We start from the raw sequence: 18269 nt of genomic DNA, 5'->3' as shown, positions 1-18269 counted from the left end.
TTTTTCAGGAGAGCAACATGACACAATTCGTTTCACGTCACTGGCGGATACTCGCTGGCGTGATCGTCGCGCTGACCATCTTCCCGGCCTTCGCGCAGAAAGATGTGGTGGTCGCCGTGGGATCCAATTTCACCACTCTCGATCCCTATGATGCCAACGACACGCTGTCGCAGGCGGTGGCGAAATCTTTCTATCAGGGGCTGTTTGGCCTGGATAAAGATATGCAGCTGGAAAATGTTCTGGCGCAGAGCTACAGCGTGTCCGCCGACGGCATGATCTATACCCTGCTTTTGCGCCAGGGGGTAAAGTTCCAGGACGGTACGGATTTTGACGCTGCGGCGGTGAAGGCCAATCTGGATCGTGCCAGCAATCCGAACAACAGCTTAAAGCGCTACAACCTGTATAAAAATATCGATAAAACCGAGGTCGTCGATGCGCATACCGTGCGTATCACCCTGAAACAGCCTTTTTCCGCCTTTATTAATATTCTCGCCCATCCGGCAACGGCAATGATTTCACCCGCGGCGCTGGAAAAGTATGGCGAAGAGATTGGTTTTCACCCGGTCGGCACCGGCCCCTACGAGCTGGAAGCGTGGAACCAGACCGATTATGTGAAGGTTAAAAAATTCGCCGGTTACTGGCAGCCAGGCTTACCCAAGCTGGACACCATCACCTGGCGGCCGGTAGTGGATAACAATACCCGCGCAGCGATGCTGCAAACCGGCGAAGCGCAGTTCGCATTTCCCATTCCTTACGAGCAGGCAGAAGTGCTGAAAAGGAACCCCAAGCTTGAGCTGGTGGCCACGCCCTCCATTATGCAGCGTTACATCAGTATGAATGTCACGCAAAAACCCTTTGATAACCCGAAAGTGCGGGAAGCGATAAACTTAGCCATTAACCGCCAGGCGCTGGTAAAAGTGGCTTTTGCCGGTTTTGCCACCCCCGCCTCCGGGGTGATACCGCCGGCGATTGCCTATTCACAAGCCTATCAACCCTGGCCGTACGATCCGGCAAAGGCCCGCGAGCTGTTAGCAGAAGCCGGTTATCCGCAGGGTTTCAGCACCACTTTATGGTCATCGCATAACCACAGCACCGCACAAAAAGTGTTGCAGTTTACCCAGCAGCAGCTGGCGCAGGTGGGCATTAAGGTGCAGGTGACGGCGATGGATGCCGGACAGCGCGCGGCGGAAGTCGAAGCGAAGGGGCAGCAGCAGAGCGGCGTGCGGATGTTTTATACCGGCTGGACGGCATCTACCGGCGAAGCGGACTGGGCGCTGTCACCGCTGTTCGCCTCGTGGAACTGGCCACCAACCCAGTTTAACACCGCCTTTTACAGCAATCCGCAGGTCGATAAGGACCTGGCCGAGGCATTGAAAACCACCGACGCCGGGGAGAAAGATCGGCTGTATAAAGATGCGCAGGATCTGATCTGGCAAGAGTCGCCGTGGGTGCCGCTGGTGGTGGAAAAGCTGGTTTCGGCGCACAACAGAAAGCTCACCGGTTTTTACATCATGCCCGATACCGGGTTTAGTTTTGAAAACGCGGACTTGGTGAAATAACGGACTCACGCTCGCTGCGTGGCACAAGGGGCGTGAGGGAAAACATAATGCACACGTATATTATTAAACGCTTGCTGGGGCTCATCCCGACGCTACTGATCGTGGCGGTGCTGGTGTTTCTGTTTGTTCATCTGCTCCCCGGCGATCCGGCGCGTTTGATTGCCGGACCGGAAGCCGATGCGCAGGTGATAGAACTGGTGCGCCGACAGCTGGGGCTGGATCAGCCGTTGTGGGTGCAGTTCTGGCACTATATCACCAGCGTCTTACAGGGCGATTTTGGTATTTCCATGGCCTCGCGCCGCCCGGTAATGGACGAAATCGGTAGCCGCTTTCTGCCGACGTTGCTGCTGACGCTTACCAGTATGTGTTGGGCGATGCTGTTTGGCCTCGGGGCGGGGATCGCCGCCGCCGTCTGGCGCAACCGCTGGCCGGATCATCTGAGTATGGCGCTGGCGGTGACGGGCATTTCGTTTCCGGCTTTTGCGCTGGGCATGCTGCTGATGCAGATTTTCTCCGTTGAACTCGGCTGGCTTCCCACCGTCGGCGCTGACGGCTGGCTGCACTATATTTTACCCTCATTAACCCTCGGTGCGGCAGGGGCGGCGGTAATGGCGCGCTTCACCCGCGCCTCGTTTGTTGAGGTGCTCAATGAGGATTATATGCGTACCGCGCGCGCCAAAGGGGTGAGCGAAAAGTGGGTGATCCTCAAACATGGCCTGCGCAATGCGTTGATCCCCGTTGTTACCATGATGGGGCTGCAATTTGGCTTTCTGCTCGGCGGCTCAATTGTGGTGGAGAAAGTCTTTAACTGGCCTGGGCTGGGCCGTTTGCTGGTGGATTCGGTGGAGATGCGCGACTATCCGGTGATTCAGGCCGAAGTGCTGCTTTTTTCGCTGGAGTTTATTCTTATCAATCTTGCGGTGGATGTGCTCTACGCCGCCCTCAATCCCGCTATCAGGTATAAGTAAGGATGCGATTATTCAACTGGCGTCGACAGGCGATTTTAAACGCCATGCCCGCAGTAAAACCGGGGCATGTGCGCACGCCGTGGCATGAATTCTGGCGACGTTTTTGCCGCCAGCCGGTGGCGATGGGGGCCGGACTGTTTGTTGTACTCCTGCTCGTGCTGGCGATTATCGCCCCATGGATAGCGCCGTTCGATGCGGAAAACTATTTCGATTACGATCGCCTGAATGAAGGGCCGTCGCTGGTGCACTGGTTCGGCGTTGATTCGCTGGGGCGCGATATCTTAAGCCGCGTGCTGGTAGGGGCGCAAATCTCCCTCGCCGCCGGCCTCTTTTCGGTGCTGATTGGCGCGGTCATCGGCACGCTATTGGGTTTGCTGGCGGGTTATTACGAAGGCTGGTGGGATCGCATTATTATGCGTATCTGCGATGTGCTGTTCGCCTTTCCCGGCATTCTGCTCGCCATTGCGGTAGTGGCGGTGATGGGCAGTGGCATGACCAACGTGATTGTCGCAGTGGCTGTCTTCTCGGTGCCGGCATTTGCCCGTCTGGTACGCGGTAACACGCTGGTGCTTAAGCAACAAACCTTTATCGAATCGGCGCGCAGCATTGGTGCCAGCGATATGGTGATTCTGTTCCACCATATTCTGCCGGGCACGGTTTCGTCGATTGTGGTCTATTTCACCATGCGTATTGGCACGTCGATTATCTCCGCCGCCAGCCTGTCGTTTTTGGGCATGGGTGCACAGCCGCCGACGCCGGAGTGGGGGGCGATGCTTAACGAAGCGCGCGCGGATATGGTGATTGCGCCCCATGTGGCGCTGTTCCCTTCACTGGCGATTTTTCTGACGGTGCTGGCATTTAACCTGCTGGGGGATGGGTTGCGCGACGCGCTGGACCCGAAAATCAAAGGCTAGAAACACTCCTCTCCCCGCAGGCGGGGAGAGGAAAAGGGCTTAGACGCGAGAGCCCCACAGATCGTATTCGTCGGCGTTTTCCACTTTCACGCGGATGATATCGCCTGGCTTAACCTGGGTTTCGCCGTTCAGGTACACCGCGCCGTCGATCTCTGGTGCGTCCGCCATGCTGCGGCCAATCGCCCCTTCTTCGTCCACTTCATCAATGATGACCAAAATTTCGCGGCCAATTTTTTCCTGCAGACGTTCAGCGGAGATCTGCTGCTGGAGCTGCATAAAGCGGTTCCAGCGCTCCTCTTTAATCTCTTCCGGCACCTGATCCGCCAGTTCGTTAGCGGTGGCGCCTTCTACCGGGCTGTATTTAAAGCAGCCGACGCGATCGAGACGCGCTTCTTTGAGGAAGTCGAGCAGCATCTGGAAGTCTTCTTCCGTTTCGCCAGGGAAGCCGACAATAAAGGTGGAGCGCAGCGTCAGTTCCGGGCAAATTTCACGCCACTGTTTAATGCGTGCCAGCTGGCGGTCAACGGCGCCCGGGCGCTTCATCAGCTTGAGAATGCGCGGGCTGGCGTGCTGCAGCGGGATATCGAGGTAGGGCAGAATTTTGCCTTCCGCCATCAGCGGAATTACATCGTCCACGTGCGGATAAGGGTAAACGTAGTGCAGACGCGTCCAGATGCCGAGTTTCGCCAGCTGCTCGCACAGGCCGACCATGCTGGTTTTCACCGGTTCGCCATTGTGAAAGCCCATACGGTGTTTCACATCAACGCCGTATGCGGAAGTATCCTGCGAGATAACCAGCAGCTCTTTAACGCCCGCATCCGCCAGACGTTTGGCTTCCGCTAGCACTTCGCCAATCGGGCGGCTCACCAGATCGCCGCGCATCGACGGGATAATACAGAAGGTGCAGCGATGGTTGCAGCCTTCGGAAATTTTCAGGTAGGCATAGTGACGCGGCGTCAGTTTGACACCCTGTTCCGGCACCAGGCTCAGGAACGGGTTGTGCTTCGGTTTCGGCACGTAGTGGTGCACGTGTTCCAGCACCTGCTCGTAGCTGTGCGGCCCGGTGATTTCCAGCACCTTCGGATGCACTTCACGGATTTGGTCTTCTTTCGCGCCCAGGCAACCGGTCACGATCACTTTGCCGTTTTCATTCAGCGCTTCGCCGATGGCTTCCAGCGACTCTTGCACCGCGCTGTCGATAAAGCCACAGGTATTGACGATAACCATATCGGCATTGTCATAGCTTGGCACCACATCATAGCCCTCGGTGCGCAGCTCGGTAAGGATACGTTCGGAATCCACCAGGTTTTTTGGGCAGCCGAGAGAGACAAAGCCGATTTTCGGCTGCAGGTTCACATTGCTCATAGTTCAAAAAGTAATCAGTTATAGGATCTTAGGGCAGGGATTGTACAGGGCTATCGCCTGGATTTATAGGGTAATTAAGCGGGAGAAGCGGGAAAAGAGCCGGGTTAATCAGAACGAAAGGTCGATGATGTTAAGACCGGGGTACAAGTCAAGTTTTCACTACGTACAGGGGTGATAATCAACTAGTGCTTGAGTATCATAACGTTGCCCGAAAAAATGCATAAAACTCAAAAATCAGTCTCTTCCACAATGTGCACTGTGGATAAAAATTGGACAAACAGCGATATCAAAGGATTTGATCATGAGCTTCAGCCTTCCCGGATTCCACCTGTTTTATCTTTCAAGGGATAACCTTGAGCCCGAAAAGTATGAGTTGATTGCACGACCCTCTGTTACATGGGATTACATTCAGCAGGAATTTGAGTTCGATGACCACTATCGCGATCATTATTATGTTGAGGGGCTAAGACCTCGATCGTGGCATTCCCGTAACTATGCTTATCAACATCATCATAACAGAGGTATTAATACTGAGAACCGTGTAAGGTATCTTGTTTTCAGAGGTGATGTTGTAATGCTCAGGAGTTCCGGGTCTCCTGGGGAGTTATTCTACATAGATGATAAAGGCGAACTTCTTTGTAAGCACCACTGGCTTTTTAAGAGCGGAGGCGTTGAAAATATCCTCAAAGAATACCGAAACTCATTAGGCTGTCGGTATTATCGAAATGGAAAGCCACGTCCGACGTCATTTGCTTTACCGTTCTCTGGTGGGATCACAGCTCCCGCGTCTAATCAGAAGTACCAGAAGATTAACAGCAAAGCAGCAGGCCGTTTACTGGCTGCAGGTGGTGTATACAATGGTAACGTTGAGGGCTTCAGGAAAACAGCGGAACAGTTAGGTGGAGATGCTGTTAAAGGATATGACCAGGTACTGAATGAACAAACGGCAGGTACAGCTATTGCGGCGGCTTCAATTCTGTTAGCGAAGCGCCCTATAGAACTTGGTGAAGTCCAGGATATAACTAAATTTGTAGGAAAAGTACGTGGAGATTCTGTATTACTACAAAATGTTGAAGTAACACAGATTAACTACGTTAAAAGGACGGCAGAAGAGACTGCAATATTAAGAAAGGAATTCAATAGTACTGTAAGAAAATCTTTCCTAAAAGATCTGTCTAATTCACCAGAAGCAATGAATAAATTCTCTCCCGAAATGCTTGAACGGATGAGTATTGGTAGAAATCCTGAAGGCTGGCAAGTACATCATAAGCTACCATTAGACGATAGTGGTACAAACGCGTTCGATAACTTAATACTAATGAAAAATGATCCATATCATCAAGCATTGACGAACTATCAATTTAATATGACAAGAGACATGATGACTGGTGAAAGCAAAATAGTTCCGTGGGTTAAACCTCAAGGTTCAATTTATCCAAAGTGAGGGTTATATAATGGAAACAGATATTGAAATGATGTTGGATGAACTGACTACACTCATGGAGGATTGTGGGTACAGGATAAACCCACCGGTAAGCACTGATTTTTTGGATTCAATGTTTAAAGTTAATTCTTCAAAAACAGAGTTACCACTTACACTTAAGAGTATAAATAATGACATTGTACTTTTCTTAAAAAATCAACCCGAGTATCTTAATTTTATAAAAAAAATGGATGGATTTGAGTTTGATGGGGTAATGCTTTATAGCTTTGCTGTTCAACTTGAAGAGGATGCCTTACCTATTAATAACATTTTTCTTTACAATGATAACTTTAGGAATAACGATATCTATGTTAATTCTGATTTATCTGAACGACTGGTTATTGGTCAGGATAGTATTTCTTTTTTCACATATGATCTCGATAAAAATGTGTACCAAATTAGAGATAATGTAGGGACAGAAAACATATTTGGTTCTTTTTATAGTTTCCATGATTTCTTAAAAGAAATACTTCAAGTAGTCAAATAATTAATTTTCAATCAATTATTAGCCCCCTATAGACTAAACGTTATAGGGGAGTTAACTATATCTTTTTCTGGTTTATAGTCCATTTTTTCTTTCTGAAAGGATTATGTATTAATTTGTAGAAAATTAATACAATAGCCGATACAATAATTATCAGTAGTTCCCAAGTAGTTAATGAGATTTTTGAGATCGAAACAACAAAAATTAAAATCCATAATAATAGCATTATTAGATTAATCGTATCTTGTAATTCAGAAATTGAGTAGGGTTTAGGACGACGTGATATGTGAGTCTTGAAAAGATGTCCACAAAAGAAAGGTTCAAGCATATCTAAATGATATTCCCAATTCTCTTGCCAGTATTTCCCACTTTGAGATAACCCGCTACTAATCATCGATACCAGATATCCTAATAATGAAATTACCGAAATTGCTAATAAAAACTCTGTCCGCTTGTCCGGTGGCGCATCATAAAATAGCTTTGCAAATATGCCAATAAGAACAAGTAACGCACCATTAACAGGCCAAATAAAGGAGGCTCTTTTCCAGTATAATTCAATCTCAAATTTTCTTGTATCCAGCGCCTGTTTATAGGCTTCATTCAATAGAGTTAATTGTCTCTCTGTCGGAGTAGACTGTTTATATACTTCATTACCTAAGATAGTCGCAAAATATTCAATATTTTTTTGGAAATGATCATCGTGGGACGAATTATTTTTTTCATTTATAATGAGTCTCATAGAGAAAATCCTTATCTGTTATAAATTATATAGAATTACAACACAGCTATGTCATGAAAACGAGGGCTTAAGTATCGTTATCTTTTGTAGTCGTAGGGTGGATTTTACCCCTAAGTACTTAAAACCAAGGATGCGTAAAGGCGTTGTAGTTCAACTATAGTACTGCATGCGTCTTAAAATACAGTTAAATCAGGATGATAGAAATAGTGGCTCTTGAATATTGTTATATATCTGATCATATATAAGCGGTCTTATGCAGGCTCCTTCGTCGTCTTTGGCGCGTAGTTGCAATTAATAATAATTCGCATTAACTTTGTTGCCATTGGATAACTCTCTCTGGACATGATGGATGGTCACTTTTTTTATTCAACCCCGCTCCCTGTTATCACGCTTCAACGCCGGTGGCGCGCTGCTGCTGTGCTCGTTGTGTAACGGCATCTTCCGTTATCTGGCGGCTTTGCTGCTGTTATGTGCGGGAAACAGTTATGCCCGGCCGGATATGACACCGCTGGGGCCGAATATCGCCGACAAAGGCTCCGCGTTTTATCACTTCACCGTCAATACCTTTGATTCCGTAGATGACCAGCGCCACTACAAAGTGTGGACAGCTATACCGAATAAAACACCGCCAGCTGCCGGTTATCCTGTGCTCTATCTGCTTGATGGCAACGCCGTGATGGATAAGATATCGGACTCCGCGCTGAAAAAGCTTTCCGCAGGTAACGCGCCGGTATTGGTGATGATTGGTTATCAAACGCAACTCCCGTTTGATCTTGCTGGCAGAGCCTGGGATTACACGCCGGCGGTGCAGGGAAAGCCGCGCAATATGCATGGACGCGTCGGCGGGGGGAGCGCCATTTTCCGCGAGTTACTGGAGAAAACCATCGCTCCGCAGGTGGAAAAAGGGCTGCCTGTCGATGCACAAAAACGGGCATTGTGGGGGCATTCATACGGGGGATTGTTCGTGCTGGAAAGCTATCTGGCGTCGGATTTCTTTCAGGTTTACTACTCAGCGGTTCCCTCTCTTTCTGGTGATAACGATGCGTTGCTGCATGCCCTTACGGAGACCTCATCCCGGCAGAGCCAGCAGAAATCACTGTGGTTTATGGAGGGCGATGCGGACAGAAAAGACCGTGATGAAAATGCCACTTCCGGCGGGATAGAAGCGATAAGGCAGACCGTTGCCCGGCTGCAAAGCAGGGGAATAGCAGCTCATTATCTGCTCTATTCCGGCCTTGCGCACGGCGCAATGTTTGACGCGTCTATGCACTCAGCGCTGCTGCATACTGCCAGCGAGCCGCTTTCTGCTTCAGAGTAAGTGTGTGGTCTATATCAACGCATAAATCATGACAAAAATCGCCGCCGAAAAGCTCCAGTCTTTGGCGTATTCTGCCAGGGCCGCGGTATTCTCTTTAAAATGCGCCAGCATCATATCCGTGGCCTGTGCTTCATCCTGCGCCTCGGTGGCAAAGGGTAATTTGCGAAACCCCTCGGCTTTAAGCTGTTGCACTTGTCCCGGCGTTAAGCTTTTTTTGTCGTATACATTTACGGCAATATCGCTGGAGTAAAATATATAGGTATTCATGCCCGCTTCCTGTTAAGCGACACAATGAGGGGCGGCAGAGTGTTAGCCTCAATTAGCCATGATTTACCCCTGCGCGCAGTATGAGACTACTATGCGCCTCGCTTTATCAACGGCATAGCCCCTGGTTTTAGCGATGGCATAAAATGTTCGCTCATCATGCCTGTACCAACGGGGCGACTCCCTCTGCTGCGCGCATTTCTTACTCTCACAACATGCCATTATTGCCGTGTTTTAAAAACGGCGGACGCTGGTTTAACCGGGCAAACCAGGCTTCGATGGCCGGAACCTGCGGATGCTCAAAAGGGGTCATTTTCCAGCGGTTGACCGACAGCCCCAGCACCACATCCGCCAGCGTAAAAGTCTCGCCCACAACATAAGCCCCGGTGCGTTGTAGCTGTTGTTCGACAATGCCGATGCAGTGGTTCCACTCTTTAATCCCTGTCGCAATGGCATACGGATCGTTAAAATCGGGATTTTTACGCGCCAGCGCCGGAAACACATAGCGCCAGGCGTTATTAAACTCGGAGGCTTGCCAGTCCATCCAGTGTTCTACATTGGCGCACGCTTGCGGCTCGGTGGGTAGCAGATCCGCGCGCCCGGCTTTACGCGCCAGGTAGCGGCAAATAGCGTTTGACTCCCAGAGGACAAAATCGTCGTCAATCAGCACCGGTACCATCGCGTTGGGATTGAGGGCGCGAAAAGCGTCTGTATGAGTCGATGCAAAGCCGCTGCCGTAATCCTCCTGCAAATAATCCACCCCGATCTCTTCGCAGGTCCAGAGAACTTTGCGCACATTGATTGACGTCGTTTTACCAAGAATTTTGAGCATATTGCCGTTATCCATTTGCTATGTCGTAGTTGAAAAACAATACACCAGACGCCAGCGTTGCGCAGGCTAATTAAAGGATAACGGCTCGCGTAGGTTGAACGGCAAGATGGGCGATGGTTAAGAGGATTCATTTGCAGGGGTTATGAGTTGCCGAAGCGCAGAAAACTGCAAAACAGGATGGATGACTTACCTGGCTTGATTCTAAAGAAATGTGACGGATCGCGAACTGAAATAAAATATTAACCTGATGCATCATTTTGTCTGAAAAGCGACCATACTTTGATTCTACAACCGGCTGACAAGGGAGGAAGAAGTATGATCGTTGATGAACTCGCACGTCGTCTACTGACGAAGTTGATTGCTGCCCGAACTGACCTTGCGGCCTATATCCAAATGCGAAAAGCGAAAGGGTATATGTCGGTCAGCGAAAACGACCGTCTGCGCGAACGCTTCTTTGCACTGGCTCTGGAGATCCGCGATAAGGGCGAACGGTTAAATGAAATGCCGGATCGCGATGTACGCGGCGCGATATACCGCGCCGAAGAAGCGCTCTCTTCCGCCGCCGTCTGTTTGCTGAGCGGTCGACAAGATTGTCCGACCTATATCTCGGTAAACGTCGACAAGCTGGAACGTTCGCTGAGTATTCTTAATTACTCCATCCAATTTCTCAATGAGCGCACGCCGCTCGAAGAAGCCTGATCTCAGGGGGAGGAAACTCCCCCTTTCTCTTCTCCTGCTGATGACTTTCCTGCTCCTCTCTGCGAAGCGCCGGCTGGCTTGTGTATAGAGAGTGTAAAAGTCGCATTTCTATGCCGTGTGCGGTCTACCTTTATCAGAATAAAAATCTGCCTAAAGGAGTGCCGTATGCGCCCGTTGCCACTGCTTTTGCTCTTTATCTCCCTTCCCATTTTCGCCGCGCCCGCCGCAGTAAAGGTTGAGGTGCTGCAAACCCAACTCGATCACCCATGGGCGCTGGCTTTTCTGCCCGATAGTCACGGTATGTTAATTACCTTGCGCAGCGGGCAACTGCGTTTATGGCAGCAGGGGAAGGGGCTATCGGATCCGATTAGCGGTGTACCCAAGGTATGGGCTCACGGGCAGGGCGGTTTGCTGGATGTAGCGCTGGCACCGGATTTCAACCAGTCGCGCCGAGTGTGGTTGAGTTATGCCGAAGCGGGGCCGGATGATAAAGCCGGCACCGCGGTGGGTTATGGACGTCTTAGCGAGGATTTCAAACAGCTGGAAGATTTCCGTACCCTGTTCCGCCAACAGCCGAAACTGTCGACGGGTAACCATTTTGGCGGGCGGATGGTATTCGACGCTAAAGGTTCTCTGTGGATTGCGCTCGGTGAAAATAACCAGCGCCAAACCGCGCAGGAACTGGATAAATTGCAGGGTAAGCTGGTGCGCCTGACGGAAAGGGGCAGCGTACCGAAGGACAACCCGTTTGTCGGCAAGCAGGGTGCACGGGCGGAAATTTGGTCCTACGGTATTCGGAACCCGCAAGGAATGGCAATAAATCCGTGGAGCGACATGCTGTGGCTTAACGAACATGGACCGCGCGGTGGCGACGAGATTAATATTCCGCAAAAGGGCAAAAACTATGGCTGGCCGATTGCGACTTGGGGCATCAACTACAGCGGGTTAAAAATCCCGGAAGCGAAGGGGGAGATTGTCGCCGGAACCGAGCAGCCTGTTTTTTATTGGAAGCGATCCCCTGCGGTGAGCGGTATGGCGTTTTACAACGCCGATACGTTTGCGCAGTGGAAACATAAGCTGTTTATCGGCGCGCTGAAAGATAAAGAGCTTATCGTGCTGAGCGTCAATGGCGATAAGGTGACGGAAGAGGGGCGTATGCTGGGCGATCGTCAGCAGCGTATTCGCGATGTGCGCGTGGGGCCGGATGGCTACCTGTATGTGCTAACGGATGAAACAAACGGCGAGTTGTGGAAGGTGAGCCCGGCTTCGTGAATCAGAGCATTTCCCTATGCACGAATACGCTTAGATCTAATTGGCGCTGATACCAGACGGTAAAAGAAGATCAGCGCCGCGTATTATCAGGTCACCGGGATCATCACGGCGTTTTTAAAGCCAGGACGCGCACACAATTGTGCGTACCAGCGTTGCAAGTTGGGATAGGGTGCCCACTGCAAGCCGGGAATATTGTAAAGGTTATAGATAAACGGGCCAACGGCGATATCACCGCAGCCAAAGGCCTCTTTCGAGAGCCACGGCTGTTTGCCGAGGGTATCGTCCAGTAGCGCGAACAGCTCATCCATTGATGTTTTACAGGCTTCCAGCGCGGCGTTGTCACGCTTTTCCGGCGGCGTGCGTACCAGCCCATGCAGTAGCGGGCCGTGTTTCGGCGACAGAGTGCTTAACGCCCAGTCCATCCATTTTTCGCCTTCCGCACGCGCGGCAGGAGAGTCCACCCACAGACGGCCCTGGCCATACTGTGCCGCCAGATAACGCACGATGGTATTGGATTCCCACAGCACCACATCGGTTTCATCATCACGCAGCAACGGCACTAAGCCGTTGGGATTCATCGCCAGATAATCCGGTTCGTGATTCAGGCCGAATTCTCTGCCCGCCAGTATGTGCTCATACGGTAACTCCAGCTCGTCCAGCAGCCAGCGAACTTTTTTGACATTAGTCGAGTTATTTCTGCCCCATAGCGTTATCATTTTTACCTCTGCGGTGTGAATGCGTGTCGATATGACAATCATCGTGTTCTAAAGTTTACGTCATGGCAACGGCTGCGGAAAAAAATGCACCGACGCAGCATAAGACGCTGTTATTGCATAAACTTTAAAAACTTTACCCAGTGACGGTTTTTTTCGTTTCGTTTGTGCGTTAAAACTCACCGTTTGTTGCGGCACGGTGTTGTGACGTTTTTTGAATGGATACTCGGGTGGCCCCTTATGATGCATTTCTCTCTATCCCTTCGCGGCCTGGCTGCAGGCTCTGCGCTGTTATTTCTCTTCTCCCCTGCGCTGTACGCGGTGGAGCAAACACCGACGCAGCCCGCGGTTGACGCGCGGGCATGGATCCTGATGGATTACGCCAGCGGTCAGGTGCTGGCGGAAGGCAACGCCGACGAGAAGCTTGATCCTGCCAGCCTCACCAAACTGATGACCAGCTATGTGGTGGGCCAGGCGCTGAAATCCGGAAAAATTAATCTCAACGATACGGTGACCGTTGGCAAAGATGCGTGGGCAACGGGCAATCCGGCGCTGCGGGGTTCATCGCTGATGTTTTTAAAACCCGGCGATCGGGTCTCCGTAGCGGATCTCAATAAAGGGGTGATAATCCAGTCCGGCAACGACGCCAGTATTGCCATTGCGGATCACGTGGCGGGCAGCCAGGACTCCTTTGTCAGTCTGATGAACAGTTATGGGAAAAAACTCGGCTTAACGAACACAACCTTTAAAACCGTTCATGGGCTGGATGCGCCGGGGCAGTACAGCACCGCGCGCGATATGGCGTTGCTAGGCAAAGCAATGATCCATGATGTGCCGGAAGAGTACGCTATTCACAAAGAGAAAGAGTTCACCTTTAACAAAATCCGCCAGCCCAACCGTAACCGGCTGCTGTGGAGCACCAGCATGAACGTGGACGGTATGAAAACCGGTACCACTGACGGCGCGGGCTATAACCTCGTCGCCTCGGCGACCCAGGGCGATATGCGCTTGATCTCTGTGGTGCTGGGGGCGAAAACTGACCGGATCCGCTTTAATGAATCTGAAAAATTGCTCACCTGGGGTTTCCGCTTCTTCGAAACGGTGACGCCGATTAAACCCGATGCCACCTTTGTCACCCAGCGCGTCTGGTTTGGCGATAACAGTGAAGCGAAGCTGGGTGCTGGCGAAGCAGGCTCCCTGACTATTCCACGAGGGCAGTTGAAAAACCTGAAAGCCAGCTACACCTTAACGCAGCCGGAACTGCAGGCGCCGCTGGCGAAAGGCCAGGTGGTAGGCACTATCGATTTTCAGCTGAACGGCAAAACCATCGAGCAGCGTCCACTGATCGTGATGGAGGCGGTGGAAGAGGCCGGGTTTATTGGCCGGATGTGGGATTTTGTGCTGCTGAAATTCCACCAGTGGTTCGGCGGCTGGTTCTCCTGATACATATTGACCGTGCCCGCTCGGGCACGGTCAATAGAGCAAGGTTATCTTCTGTTTTTTTGCTTCGTTCACCAGCGTCTCGTCCGGGCGGCTGTCGCTGACCAGCACATCAAAGCGGCTTAACGCCCCCATACAGGCCGAGCGTACTTTCCCGAACTTGCTGTGGTCCACCACCAGCACATGGTACTGGGCACTCGCCATCGCCCAGTGCTTTACCGGCAGCTCTTCCAGATTGAAACAGGTTGCCCCTTGTTGGGCATGCACACCCGCCGCCGAGTAAAAGGCGATATCCGGACGCAGATTATTCAGGGTTTCGTTGAAGTTTAACGGTTTAAAAATCCCGTTGCTGGCGTGGAACTCGCCGCCGCTGAGAATCGCGCGGCACAGCGGTTTTTCCTGCAGTGCCAGAAAGGTATTAAGGGAATAGCAGACGCCGGTAAAGGGCAAATCGTCGGCGATAGCGTCAATTACCCAGGGCGTGGTTGTGCCGCAGTCGAAAAAGGCCATTTGATGTGCCTTTAACAACCCAGCGGCGAGTTTTGCCGCATGGCGCTTCTCTTCTACCAGCCGCTTTTTTTGATCGCTAAGTAAATAGTGGCTGGCGGAGCGCGGCTCGAGCACGATATAACCGCCCAGCAGCACCACCGGCGCGCTATTGGCATTGAGATCGCGGCGAATGGTCATTTCAGATACGCCAAGCAGCGTTGCTGCCTCTTTCAGATGCAGCTTATCGCTACGCTTAAGCGCCGCCAGCAGCTGGCCTATCCGTTCGTCGCGTCTGGTTTCCATATATCCTCTGCATTAAAGAAGGCCCTGCACTCCGCAGGGCGTTTATCTTACCTGCGCCTTGAGGCTTAGTCACGTATCCAGCCGCGGCGAATCAGCAGGGCAAAGCACAGGCGATAATAGTGCTGTAAACGGCGATAAAGTGCCGGGCCGAAGCCCTGCCAGAGGATTTGTGCGGACAAACAGCCGCATATCCCCACCAGCAACGCACCGAGCATATCCAGCGGCCAGTGCACGCCAAGATAGACCCGTGACCACGCAATAGTAAGACCAGCAACCATCAGTAATGTACCGGACCATACACGATGCCAGGCCAGGAAGGCGACCGCAAAGGTAAAAATGACCGTGCCATGATCGCTTGGGAAAGAGCTGTCCGGCGCGTGGTGCAGGAAGTTATAGCCTACGCCATCGGTAAACGGACGATCGTGGGGGAAGAGATGGCCCAGTAACGCCGAGCAACTGAGACTCACCAGCATCGCCAGCGTCACCTTAACCACCAGTTGACGCTGCGCATTGAGCTGTTCGCGTGGACCCCAAAGCCACAGACCCACCGCCAGCAGGGGGACGAGGGTGATTAAATCTTTAGCGGCAAACTCGGCACAGGCAAGTAGCAAGCGCGGCGAGTCGGGCGTGGCGTTAATCCAGTAGAACAGGGTGTAATTGAGGCTCTCTAGCATAAGCTTGTTACTCTTTGATGAAACACGGTAAGTGGACGCAAAAGGGCCCACCTTAAAAGTGCCAGGGTTAGCGGTAAAGGGATTTAGTCTTACTTATCTTAGAGTTGGACGATTCCTGATAACCATCGCGTAACGCCAATCTTATGACCGCAAACTTAAGGGGATCTTAAACGAACTGAAATATGCTTTATTTACTGTGTAACTGAGAATTTCCTATCGTTGCAAAGCGGCTTTGATTACACTCTGCGCGATTTTTCATAGATGAAGAGATTGCATGCAAAACCATACCTTATCAGGAGCTCGTTTGGGACGACGGGCACTGCTGTTTCCCCTTTGCCTGGTGCTTTACGAATTCTCCACTTATATCGCCAACGATATGATCCAGCCTGGCATGCTGGCGGTGGTGGCACAGTACAACGCCGGTATTGAATGGGTTCCGACCTCTATGACCGCCTACCTTGCGGGCGGTATGTTTTTGCAGTGGCTGCTGGGGCCGCTGTCGGACCGCATTGGCCGCCGCCCGGTGATGTTGACCGGCGTGGTGTGGTTTATTGTCACCTGCCTTGCGACACTGCTGGCGCAGAATATTGAGCAATTCACCCTACTGCGGTTTTTACAAGGCATTAGTTTGTGCTTTATCGGTGCGGTGGGCTATGCGGCGATTCAGGAGTCTTTCGAAGAGGCGGTATGCATAAAAATCACCGCGCTGATGGCGAACGTGGCGCTTATAGCGCCGCTGCTCGGCCCACTGGTGGGTGCCGCCTGGGTCAATGCCGCGCCGTGGGAAGGGATGTTTGTGCTCTTCGCGGTGCTGGCGGCGTTCTCCTTTATTGGCCTGCAACGCGCAATGCCGGAAACCGCCACGCGGCTGGGGGAAAAGCTCTCTTTCAAAACTCTGTGGCGTGACTATGCGCAGGTGATGAAGAACCTGCGTTTTGTCGCCGGGGCGCTGGCGACCGGATTTGTCAGCCTGCCGCTGTTGGCGTGGATTGCCCAGTCGCCGATTATTATTATCAGCGGCGAGCAGCTCAGCAGCTACGAGTATGGCCTGTTACAGGTGCCGATTTTCGGTGCTCTGATTGCCGGTAACCTGGTGCTGGCGCGCCTGACTTCCCGCCGCACCGTACGCGCGCTGATTGTCATGGGCGGCTGGCCGATTACCGCCGGGCTGCTGCTGGCGGCTGTCGCCACCGTCGCCTCTTCTCATGCCTATTTATGGATGACCGCCGGGCTGAGTCTGTATGCCTTTGGTATTGGGCTTGCCAACGCCGGGTTAGTTCGCCTGACGCTGTTCGCCAGTGATATGAGTAAAGGCACCGTTTCCGCGGCGATGGGCATGTTACAGATGTTTATCTTCACCGTGGGGATTGAGATCAGTAAACACGCATGGCTCGCCGGCGGCAATGGCCTGTTCAGCCTGTTTAATTTGGCTAACGGCGTATTGTGGCTGGGCTTAATGGTGGTGTTCCTGCGCGATAAACGGGTGGGAAATTCCCTGGAAGGATAGGGCGGCACTCGTACTGAGCGCCGCCGCGGGCTTAGCAGGTTTCGGCCTCGGTTTCTGCAGTCGGTTTCGCGACCGCACGAGCGACCAGCGCGGCAATCAGTACCAGCGCCATCACAACCAGCATGGCGCTTCGCAGGCCGTAATGCTCGCCGAGGAAACCGAGCAGCGGGGGGCCGACCAGAAACGCCAGATAACCGGTTGTGGCCACTACGCTGACGCGGATTGCCGCATCCGGGCCGGTATCGCTGGCGGCAGAAATCGTTAGCGGGAAACCGAGGGAAGCACCAAGGCCCCACAGAATCACCGAGAAGCCCGCCACCCAGGGGCTATCCACAAAGATAATCAGTCCGATGCCCAGCGCGCCCATTAATGCGCTGGCGCGCACCACCGAAACGCGGCTGTAACGGTCAATAAACCAGCCGCCGGTGAAGCGACCAACCGTCATCCCAAGGGTAAAACCGGTGTAGATTAACGAGCCGGAAGTAGGACTAAAACCGTGACCATCCACCATCAGCAGCGGCAACCAGTCGTTGGCTGACCCTTCGGCAAAGGCCATTGCCAGTACCACCACGCCAATCAGCATCAGTTGACCATCGCGCCAGAACGGCAGCCCAATTTTGCCGCGTGCTTTCTCTTCCGCAGAGTTTTTCCCGGTGCCTTCGGGAATAGAGGCAATCGCCAGCACAATGGGCAGTATTGCTACCAGCGCTACGGCCAGAATATGCCAGTTGGCCGCCATACCAAAGGCGGTAACGCTCATGCCAATGCCCGCGCCGACAAGGGTGCCGCAGCTATAGAAGCCGTGCATCATTGGCAGGACGGTTTTGCCCATCTCGCGCTCAACGATTGCCCCTTCAATATTTAACGCCACTTCGCCCGCGCCCAGACTGCCGCCGAAAATAGCCAGGCCGAAGGCAAATAGCAGCGGTGACGCAAACCACAGGGCGATGCTCAGCACCACCATGCCAACGATGCTAAATGACATGCAGGCGCGGATCACTTTTCGCGTGCCAAAGCGTTTGACCAGCCAGGCGGACGAGAGAATACCGCTCATCGACCCGACCGACAGACCAAATAAAACCACACCCATTTCGGCAGTCGAAACCGATAAAATATCGCGGATCGCGGGCGTTCGTGTTGCCCAGGAAGCCATTAACAGACCGGGCAAAAAGAAGAAGGTAAACAGTGCCCACAGGCGATGCTTTAGGGCTTTACGGGAGGCATTTGCAGTCATAGCTTCACGGTG

Annotated in this window: 18 protein-coding genes; 10 read left to right on the top strand and 8 right to left on the bottom strand. The window is 52.2% G+C overall.

All coding sequences use genetic code 11. The features are described from left to right. The first annotated feature begins 17 nt into the window (after positions 1-17). Genes gsiB through gsiD form a run of 3 tightly spaced genes read left to right on the top strand, consistent with a single transcriptional unit; the run spans position 18 to position 3441 of the window. On the top strand, positions 18-1559 hold the full coding sequence (gsiB, locus tag RW65_RS09250) for a glutathione ABC transporter substrate-binding protein GsiB (protein WP_039056430.1): 1542 nt from the start codon (positions 18-20) through the stop codon (positions 1557-1559). Positions 1560-1606: 47 nt separating this feature from the next. Next, complete coding sequence (gene gsiC / locus RW65_RS09245; protein ID WP_039056429.1) at positions 1607-2527, top strand: glutathione ABC transporter permease GsiC; 921 nt, start codon at positions 1607-1609, stop codon at positions 2525-2527. A gap of 2 nt (positions 2528-2529) precedes the next feature. Next, positions 2530-3441 carry a glutathione ABC transporter permease GsiD gene (gene gsiD / locus RW65_RS09240; protein WP_039056428.1) on the top strand — a complete coding sequence of 304 codons (912 nt, stop codon included), beginning with the start codon at positions 2530-2532 and terminating at the stop codon, positions 3439-3441. A 39-nt stretch (positions 3442-3480) separates the two neighbouring features. Here the strand turns inward: gsiD and rimO are convergent, their stop codons facing one another. Next, entirely contained in the window at positions 3481-4806 is a 1326-nt protein-coding gene (gene rimO / locus RW65_RS09235) for a 30S ribosomal protein S12 methylthiotransferase RimO (RefSeq protein ID WP_039056427.1), read from the bottom strand. Positions 4807-5107: 301 nt separating this feature from the next. Here rimO and RW65_RS22625 point away from each other — a divergent pair, with 301 nt between their 5' ends. After that, a complete protein-coding gene (locus RW65_RS22625) occupies positions 5108-6250 on the top strand; it encodes an HNH endonuclease signature motif containing protein (RefSeq protein ID WP_039056426.1) in 1143 nt (380 codons plus the stop codon). Between the two features lie 10 nt (positions 6251-6260). Next, positions 6261-6776 carry a YrhA family protein gene (locus tag RW65_RS21830; RefSeq protein ID WP_039056425.1) on the top strand — a complete coding sequence of 172 codons (516 nt, stop codon included), beginning with the start codon at positions 6261-6263 and terminating at the stop codon, positions 6774-6776. 55 nt (positions 6777-6831) lie between these two features. Here RW65_RS21830 and RW65_RS09220 read toward each other — a convergent pair whose 3' ends face one another. After that, entirely contained in the window at positions 6832-7512 is a 681-nt protein-coding gene (locus RW65_RS09220; protein ID WP_039056424.1) for a RipA family octameric membrane protein, read from the bottom strand. A 349-nt stretch (positions 7513-7861) separates the two neighbouring features. Between RW65_RS09220 and RW65_RS09215 the strand changes: the two genes are divergently transcribed. Further along, positions 7862-8830 carry an alpha/beta hydrolase gene (locus RW65_RS09215; RefSeq protein WP_082022426.1) on the top strand — a complete coding sequence of 323 codons (969 nt, stop codon included), beginning with the start codon at positions 7862-7864 and terminating at the stop codon, positions 8828-8830. Positions 8831-8839: 9 nt separating this feature from the next. Here the strand turns inward: RW65_RS09215 and RW65_RS09210 are convergent, their stop codons facing one another. Continuing rightward, entirely contained in the window at positions 8840-9097 is a 258-nt protein-coding gene (locus RW65_RS09210; protein WP_039056423.1) for a hypothetical protein, read from the bottom strand. Positions 9098-9302: 205 nt separating this feature from the next. Continuing rightward, positions 9303-9926 carry a glutathione S-transferase family protein gene (locus tag RW65_RS09205; protein WP_039056446.1) on the bottom strand — a complete coding sequence of 208 codons (624 nt, stop codon included), beginning with the start codon at positions 9924-9926 and terminating at the stop codon, positions 9303-9305. 315 nt (positions 9927-10241) lie between these two features. Between RW65_RS09205 and RW65_RS09200 the strand changes: the two genes are divergently transcribed. Both RW65_RS09200 and RW65_RS09195 read left to right on the top strand, forming a co-directional pair. Beyond that, on the top strand, positions 10242-10625 hold the full coding sequence (locus RW65_RS09200; RefSeq protein WP_039056422.1) for a biofilm formation regulator BssR: 384 nt from the start codon (positions 10242-10244) through the stop codon (positions 10623-10625). Between the two features lie 165 nt (positions 10626-10790). Continuing rightward, positions 10791-11897, top strand: coding sequence for a PQQ-dependent sugar dehydrogenase (locus RW65_RS09195; RefSeq protein ID WP_039056421.1), 1107 nt, complete (start codon positions 10791-10793; stop codon positions 11895-11897). 86 nt (positions 11898-11983) lie between these two features. Here RW65_RS09195 and RW65_RS09190 read toward each other — a convergent pair whose 3' ends face one another. Beyond that, complete coding sequence (locus RW65_RS09190) at positions 11984-12613, bottom strand: glutathione S-transferase family protein (protein WP_039056420.1); 630 nt, start codon at positions 12611-12613, stop codon at positions 11984-11986. 237 nt (positions 12614-12850) lie between these two features. Here RW65_RS09190 and dacC point away from each other — a divergent pair, with 237 nt between their 5' ends. Then, the gene (gene dacC, locus RW65_RS09185; RefSeq protein ID WP_039056419.1) at positions 12851-14053 is read left to right on the top strand and encodes a serine-type D-Ala-D-Ala carboxypeptidase; all 1203 of its coding nucleotides are present in this window, start codon (positions 12851-12853) and stop codon (positions 14051-14053) included. A 30-nt stretch (positions 14054-14083) separates the two neighbouring features. Here the strand turns inward: dacC and deoR are convergent, their stop codons facing one another. Together deoR and ybjG are read right to left on the bottom strand one after the other, a co-directional pair. Beyond that, the gene (deoR, locus tag RW65_RS09180; RefSeq protein WP_039056418.1) at positions 14084-14842 is read right to left on the bottom strand and encodes a DNA-binding transcriptional repressor DeoR; all 759 of its coding nucleotides are present in this window, start codon (positions 14840-14842) and stop codon (positions 14084-14086) included. Positions 14843-14907: 65 nt separating this feature from the next. Beyond that, on the bottom strand, positions 14908-15516 hold the full coding sequence (gene ybjG, locus RW65_RS09175) for an undecaprenyl-diphosphate phosphatase (RefSeq protein ID WP_039056417.1): 609 nt from the start codon (positions 15514-15516) through the stop codon (positions 14908-14910). A 274-nt stretch (positions 15517-15790) separates the two neighbouring features. Here ybjG and RW65_RS09170 point away from each other — a divergent pair, with 274 nt between their 5' ends. After that, positions 15791-17023, top strand: a complete 1233-nt coding sequence (locus RW65_RS09170; protein ID WP_039056416.1) for an MFS transporter — start codon at positions 15791-15793, stop codon at positions 17021-17023. A 31-nt stretch (positions 17024-17054) separates the two neighbouring features. Here RW65_RS09170 and RW65_RS09165 read toward each other — a convergent pair whose 3' ends face one another. Next, on the bottom strand, positions 17055-18257 hold the full coding sequence (locus tag RW65_RS09165; RefSeq protein WP_039056415.1) for an MFS transporter: 1203 nt from the start codon (positions 18255-18257) through the stop codon (positions 17055-17057). Positions 18258-18269 lie beyond the last annotated feature (12 nt).

Origin of the sequence: Enterobacter sp. Bisph1 (assembly GCF_000814905.1) — a bacterium.
Lineage (GTDB): Bacteria > Pseudomonadota > Gammaproteobacteria > Enterobacterales > Enterobacteriaceae > Kosakonia.
This window is presented reverse-complemented; position numbering and strand designations above follow the sequence as displayed.

Excerpts from the sequence above, each read along its gene's own strand:
- RW65_RS09170 (WP_039056416.1), top strand. The coding sequence starts at position 15,791 with ATGCAAAACCATACCTTATCAGGAGCTCGTTTGGGACGACGGGCACTG.
- RW65_RS09210 (WP_039056423.1), bottom strand. The coding sequence starts at position 9,097 with ATGAATACCTATATATTTTACTCCAGCGATATTGCCGTAAATGTATAC.
- RW65_RS22625 (WP_039056426.1), top strand. The coding sequence starts at position 5,108 with ATGAGCTTCAGCCTTCCCGGATTCCACCTGTTTTATCTTTCAAGGGAT.
- gsiB (WP_039056430.1), top strand. The coding sequence starts at position 18 with ATGACACAATTCGTTTCACGTCACTGGCGGATACTCGCTGGCGTGATC.
- deoR (WP_039056418.1), bottom strand. The coding sequence starts at position 14,842 with ATGGAAACCAGACGCGACGAACGGATAGGCCAGCTGCTGGCGGCGCTT.
- RW65_RS21830 (WP_039056425.1), top strand. The coding sequence starts at position 6,261 with ATGGAAACAGATATTGAAATGATGTTGGATGAACTGACTACACTCATG.
- RW65_RS09220 (WP_039056424.1), bottom strand. The coding sequence starts at position 7,512 with ATGAGACTCATTATAAATGAAAAAAATAATTCGTCCCACGATGATCAT.
- RW65_RS09165 (WP_039056415.1), bottom strand. The coding sequence starts at position 18,257 with ATGACTGCAAATGCCTCCCGTAAAGCCCTAAAGCATCGCCTGTGGGCA.
- ybjG (WP_039056417.1), bottom strand. The coding sequence starts at position 15,516 with ATGCTAGAGAGCCTCAATTACACCCTGTTCTACTGGATTAACGCCACG.
- RW65_RS09200 (WP_039056422.1), top strand. The coding sequence starts at position 10,242 with ATGATCGTTGATGAACTCGCACGTCGTCTACTGACGAAGTTGATTGCT.
- RW65_RS09190 (WP_039056420.1), bottom strand. The coding sequence starts at position 12,613 with ATGATAACGCTATGGGGCAGAAATAACTCGACTAATGTCAAAAAAGTT.
- gsiD (WP_039056428.1), top strand. The coding sequence starts at position 2,530 with ATGCGATTATTCAACTGGCGTCGACAGGCGATTTTAAACGCCATGCCC.
- dacC (WP_039056419.1), top strand. The coding sequence starts at position 12,851 with ATGATGCATTTCTCTCTATCCCTTCGCGGCCTGGCTGCAGGCTCTGCG.
- rimO (WP_039056427.1), bottom strand. The coding sequence starts at position 4,806 with ATGAGCAATGTGAACCTGCAGCCGAAAATCGGCTTTGTCTCTCTCGGC.
- gsiC (WP_039056429.1), top strand. The coding sequence starts at position 1,607 with ATGCACACGTATATTATTAAACGCTTGCTGGGGCTCATCCCGACGCTA.
- RW65_RS09205 (WP_039056446.1), bottom strand. The coding sequence starts at position 9,926 with ATGCTCAAAATTCTTGGTAAAACGACGTCAATCAATGTGCGCAAAGTT.
- RW65_RS09215 (WP_082022426.1), top strand. The coding sequence starts at position 7,862 with ATGGTCACTTTTTTTATTCAACCCCGCTCCCTGTTATCACGCTTCAAC.
- RW65_RS09195 (WP_039056421.1), top strand. The coding sequence starts at position 10,791 with ATGCGCCCGTTGCCACTGCTTTTGCTCTTTATCTCCCTTCCCATTTTC.